The organism is Streptomyces spongiae, assembly GCF_009377185.1.
Lineage (GTDB): Bacteria > Actinomycetota > Actinomycetes > Streptomycetales > Streptomycetaceae > Streptomyces > Streptomyces spongiae.
On sequence record NZ_VJZC01000722.1, the window covers coordinates 1 to 4,503 of the forward strand.

Below are 4,503 nucleotides of genomic sequence, written 5' to 3' on the forward strand. Positions count from 1 at the left end.
GGCCGACGGAGTGGGGCCGTCGGCCGGCCCCTGGATCATTCGGGCGCGACGGTCCAGTGTCCGACCTCGCGGTAGCCGGAGTCGTACACGGCCGAACCGTCCCCGGGGTTGAGGTCGTAGTGGTGGAGGTTGCCGCCCCAGTACCGCAGGATCCGGCTCAGCTCCTGCACGGTGGTGCCCTCGTTCCAGTCCGCTCCGTCCAGCTCGACCTCGAGAACGAATTTCACGTACGCGCCTCCCATTCCGGATCGTCCCGGCGCCTTGCGGCACCTCCTTCAATCGTTTCATTGAAGTGCCCTTTGAGGGTTGAGTCGTGTCACCACAGATCGTGGCAGTGCTGTCGGGTCGTCAACTCCAAGTCTTGTCAGAAGTGTTGACCCGGCTCTGAAAACGTTTTAACTTCCCCTCACCCGACACCCCGAGGTGAGGAGGCTCCGTGGCGGCGTTGCTGCGGGAGCGCACAGGTAGGACGCCGGTGACTCCTTCACGGCACCGCCCGACCCGCGCTCGAACCAAGCGAAAAGGTTTACATGAACGTAGGAGCCGGACGCTGTTCCTGCTCATGCTGCCCGGGCTCGCGTACTTCCTCGTGTTCCACTACGGCGCGCTCGCCGGCAACGTCATCGCCTTCAAGGACTACGTGCCCTTCGACGGCATCTGGGGCAGCCCGTGGGTCGGCCTCGGCAACTTCCAGCGGATGTTCGAGGACGAGGAGTTCTGGGAAGCGACCCTCAACACCGTCTGGATCGCGCTCCTCCAGATCGTCTTCTACTTCCCGGTCCCGCTCGCACTCGCCCTGCTGCTGCACACGCTCACCTGGAGCACCGTCCGCCGGTTCGTGCAGTCGGTGGCGTACCTGCCGCACTTCATCTCGTGGGTGATCGTCGTCGCCCTGTTCCAGCAGGTCCTCGGCGACACGGGCCTCGTGAACGGCTACCTCGGCGACGCGGGCCTGAGCACCGTCGACATCATCGGCAACCCCGACGCCTTCCAGCCCCTCGTCGTCGCCCAGGTGATCTGGAAGGACGCCGGCTGGGGCACCATCATCTTCCTCGCCGCGCTCTCGCAGGTCGACGAGCAGCAGTACGAGGCCGCCGCCATCGACGGCGCCGGACCCTGGCGGCGCTTCTGGCACGTCACCCTGCCCGCGATCCGCCCGGTCATCGTCCTGCTGCTCATCATGCGGCTCGGCGACATCCTCTCCGTCGGCTTCGAGCAGATGCTGCTCCAGCGCGACGCCGTCGGCCCCGAGGCCGCCGAGATCATCGACACCTTCGTCTACTACCAGGGCATCGTCGGCGGCGACTACGGATTCGCCGCGGCCGCGGGCCTGTTCAAGGGCGTCGTCGGCGCCCTGCTCGTCTACGCGGCCAACAAGGTCGCCCACCGCCTCGGCGAACAGGGGGTCTACAAGTGAGCGCCCAGACCCGTCCCGGATGGATGGAGAAGCCGAAGCCCGCCACCCAGGCCGCGAAGGTGCTGGCCCTCGCCGTCGTCGTCCTGCTGGTCTGTGTGCCGTTCCTCGTGATCCTGTCCACCTCGCTCGCCTCCCAGCGCGAGGTCATCGCGAACGGCGGCTGGGTGCTGTGGCCGACGGACCCGACCCTCAAGGCGTACGAGGACATCCTCGACGGCGGCATCGTCACCCACGCCCTCGGCGTCAGCGCGGGAGTCACCGTCCTCGGCACCCTGCTCAGCCTCGCCTGCACGGTCACCCTCGCCTACGCCCTGTCCCGCCCCGGCGTCTTCGGCGGCAAGCCCGTCCTGCTGCTGGTCCTGTTCACCTTCCTCTTCCCGCCGGGCATGATCCCGAGCTTCCTGGTGGTCAAGGAACTCGGCCTGCTCGACTCGTACGGGTCACTGGTACTGCCCGTCCTCGTCAACGTCTTCAACCTGGTCGTCCTGCGCGGTTTCTTCCAGGGCATCCCCGAAGAGCTGTACGAGGCGGCACGGCTCGACGGGGCCGGGGACTGGCGCGTGCTGTGGTCGGTGGTGCTGCCCCTGTCGAAGGCGGCGCTCGCCGTCGTCGGCCTCTTCTACGCGGTGGCGTACTGGAACTCCTGGTTCTACGCCTCCCTCTACCTGGAGAGCGACCACTGGCCGCTCCAGCAGGTGCTGCGCACCTATGTGGTGGCCGGTTCCGGGATCACCGACACGACCACCGGCGAGGCCACCGTCAACGCGCCGCAGACCGTGCAGATGGCCGTGCTGGTGCTCGCCACGGTGCCGATCCTGCTCGTCTACCCCTTCCTCCAGAAGTACTTCACCAAGGGCGTGCTCACCGGCGCCATCAAGAGCTGACTACGCGTCACGATCTGACTACTCGTCAAGAGCTGACTACTTCGTCAAGAGTCGCTACGAAAGGTCGCCCCATGTCCTCCATGTCCCGGCGCACCCTGCTGCGCTCGATCGCGGTCGGCACAGCCGCGCTCGCCGTCCCCGGCACCCTGACCGCCTGCTCCAGCGGCTCGGACGACGGCGACGTCTCCAACGCGGGAAAGAAGCTGGCCCCCTGGCCCGCGTACGTCCCGTTCTCCGGCCCGAAGCCCGACCTCGCGCCGACCGACGCGGGCGTCCAGCCCGGGTACACCGCGTACCCCTCCGACCTGGTGACCGCCGTCCCCGACAAGCCGGGCGACGGCTCGACGATCAAGGTCATGTCGGTGTCGTTCGGCGTGCCGCCCAAGCAGGCATCGGCCAACAAGTTCTGGGCGGCCGTCGAGAAGGCGCTCGGCGTGAAGATCGAGTACACGATCATCTCGCAGACCGACTACCAGAAGAAGATGGGCACCGTCATGGCCGGTGACGCCGGCGACCTGCCCGACATCATCAACATCTTCTCCGGGTTCGTCCTGCCCCGCGAGGCCCAGTTCGTCCAGCGCCGCGCCGAGGACCTCACCCCGTTCCTGTCCGGCGACGGCGTCAAGAAGTACCCGAACCTGGCCAACATCCCCACCCATGCCTGGCGCGACATGGGCCGCATCGGCGGCCGGATCTACGGCATCCCGCTGGAGCGCCCGCTGCCCGGCTCCACCCTCTGGCTCAACCAGGACTTCTTCACCGACGCGGGCATGAAGGAGAGCTGGACCTCCGAGGACTTCGCCACCGTCGCCAAGAAGGGCACGGGCGGCAAGAAGTACGCGCTCGGCGCCGCCACCGGATCCGTCTTCGGCAACGGCTACCACTCGGCCGCGCACAACGCCCCGCAGGGCTGGGCCGTGGACAAGGACGGCACCTTCCACGCCAACTACACCGACGAACGCTACAAGGCCGCCGTCGCCTACCAGGCCCAGCTGCGCAAGAACGGCTCCTACCACCCCGACGCCACCTCGCTCTCCCAGCCGGACCTGGTCACCCTCTGGCTGAACGGGACCGTCGGCTCGATGCAGGACGGCTTCGGCGCCTATCTGCCCAAGTTCCTCGACTCCAAGGGGCTCCTCACCCCGGAGGCGGCGCTCCCGTACAGCGTCGGCGGAGAGCCGGGAGGCATCGTGGCGGCCCGCCGCTCCTTCGGCTACACGATCCTGAAGAAGGCGAAGAAGGAACGCGTCGAGCTGCTGTTGCGCGTCCTCAACCACCTTGCCGCTCCCTTCGGTTCGAAGGAGTGGGAGCTCGTCCACTACGGCGTCGAGGGCACCCACTTCACCCGTGCCAAGGACGGCTCACCCCAACCCAACGAGCTGGGCAAGGTCGAGAACAACACCAACCTCCCGCTGAAGTACCTCGCCGAGGGCCCACAGGTGCTCTTCGTGCCGGGCATGCCCGACGCCGTACGGTCCCTGCACGCCTGGCAGCAGAAAGCCGTACCGCAGGCGGTCCGCAACGCCTCCTACGGCCTGCAGTCCCGTACCTTCACCGCACAGGGCACCACGCTGAAGGCCCTGATGGACGACACCGCGACCGGCATCATCGCGGGCCGTGTCCCGCTCTCGGAGTACGACGCGGCCGTGAAGAAGTGGCGCGAGCGCGGCGGCGACAGAATGGCCGAGGAATTCGCCGAGGACCACGCGGCCAACAGCTGACGTGGGGCGACGGACGGTCGGAGGGAGACGCGGGGATGGGGAGCGACATGACGGCGTCGAAGGGGCGGGTCACGATCCGCGAGGTCGCCGAGCGGGCGGGCGTCTCCGTGGCCACCGTCTCACGCGTGCTCAGCGGCAACTACCCGGTCCCGCCCGCGACGAGGGCCCGGGTGCTGCGCGCGGCCCGTGACCTCGACTACGTCGCCAACGCGCACGCACGTGCCCTGGTCGGCGGCGGCCGCAAGATGGTCGCCGTCGTCCTGCGCCAGGTCACCAGCCCCTTCTACGCGCAGGTCGCCGAGGGAGTCGAGGCGGAGGCGGCGGCCCGCGGCTGGCTCTGCCTGGTCGGGACCACCGGCGACACCACCGGCTACGTCCCGTCGGACAGCTTCGGCTCGTACTCCGACGACGACTTCGTCAAGCCGCGCAAGAAGCGCAAGTGGCTGAAGAGATCGTTCTACTCCCTGCTCGCCGTCGCCGT

Annotated in this window: 5 protein-coding genes; 4 read left to right on the plus strand and 1 reads right to left on the minus strand. The window is 68.1% G+C overall.

Annotated elements, in window-relative coordinates; genetic code table 11:
• Window positions 1-35 precede the first annotated feature (35 nt).
• Window positions 36-227: a hypothetical protein gene (locus FNH08_RS45340; RefSeq protein WP_322726490.1), complete on the minus strand. Its 192-nt coding sequence runs from the start codon at window positions 225-227 to the stop codon at window positions 36-38.
• A 335-nt stretch (window positions 228-562) separates the two neighbouring features.
• Between FNH08_RS45340 and FNH08_RS45345 the strand changes: the two genes are divergently transcribed.
• From FNH08_RS45345 to FNH08_RS45360, 4 genes are all read left to right on the plus strand, one after another.
• On the plus strand, window positions 563-1,417 hold the full coding sequence (locus FNH08_RS45345; RefSeq protein WP_152777424.1) for an ABC transporter permease: 855 nt from the start codon (window positions 563-565) through the stop codon (window positions 1,415-1,417).
• Entirely contained in the window at window positions 1,414-2,301 is an 888-nt protein-coding gene (locus tag FNH08_RS45350) for a carbohydrate ABC transporter permease (RefSeq protein ID WP_322726491.1), read from the plus strand. The genes FNH08_RS45345 and FNH08_RS45350 overlap by 4 nt, the downstream gene beginning before the upstream one ends.
• 71 nt (window positions 2,302-2,372) lie before the next feature.
• Window positions 2,373-4,022: a type 2 periplasmic-binding domain-containing protein gene (locus tag FNH08_RS45355; RefSeq protein ID WP_152777426.1), complete on the plus strand. Its 1,650-nt coding sequence runs from the start codon at window positions 2,373-2,375 to the stop codon at window positions 4,020-4,022.
• Window positions 4,023-4,057: 35 nt separating this feature from the next.
• A partial coding sequence (locus FNH08_RS45360) for a LacI family DNA-binding transcriptional regulator (RefSeq protein ID WP_228034777.1) occupies window positions 4,058-4,503 on the plus strand: 446 nt, incomplete at its 3' end.

Bases quoted from the DNA above. Each gene is read 5' to 3' on its own strand.
- FNH08_RS45355 (WP_152777426.1), top strand. From the start codon at position 2,373: ATGTCCTCCATGTCCCGGCGCACCCTGCTGCGCTCGATCGCGGTCGGC.
- FNH08_RS45345 (WP_152777424.1), top strand. From the start codon at position 563: ATGCTGCCCGGGCTCGCGTACTTCCTCGTGTTCCACTACGGCGCGCTC.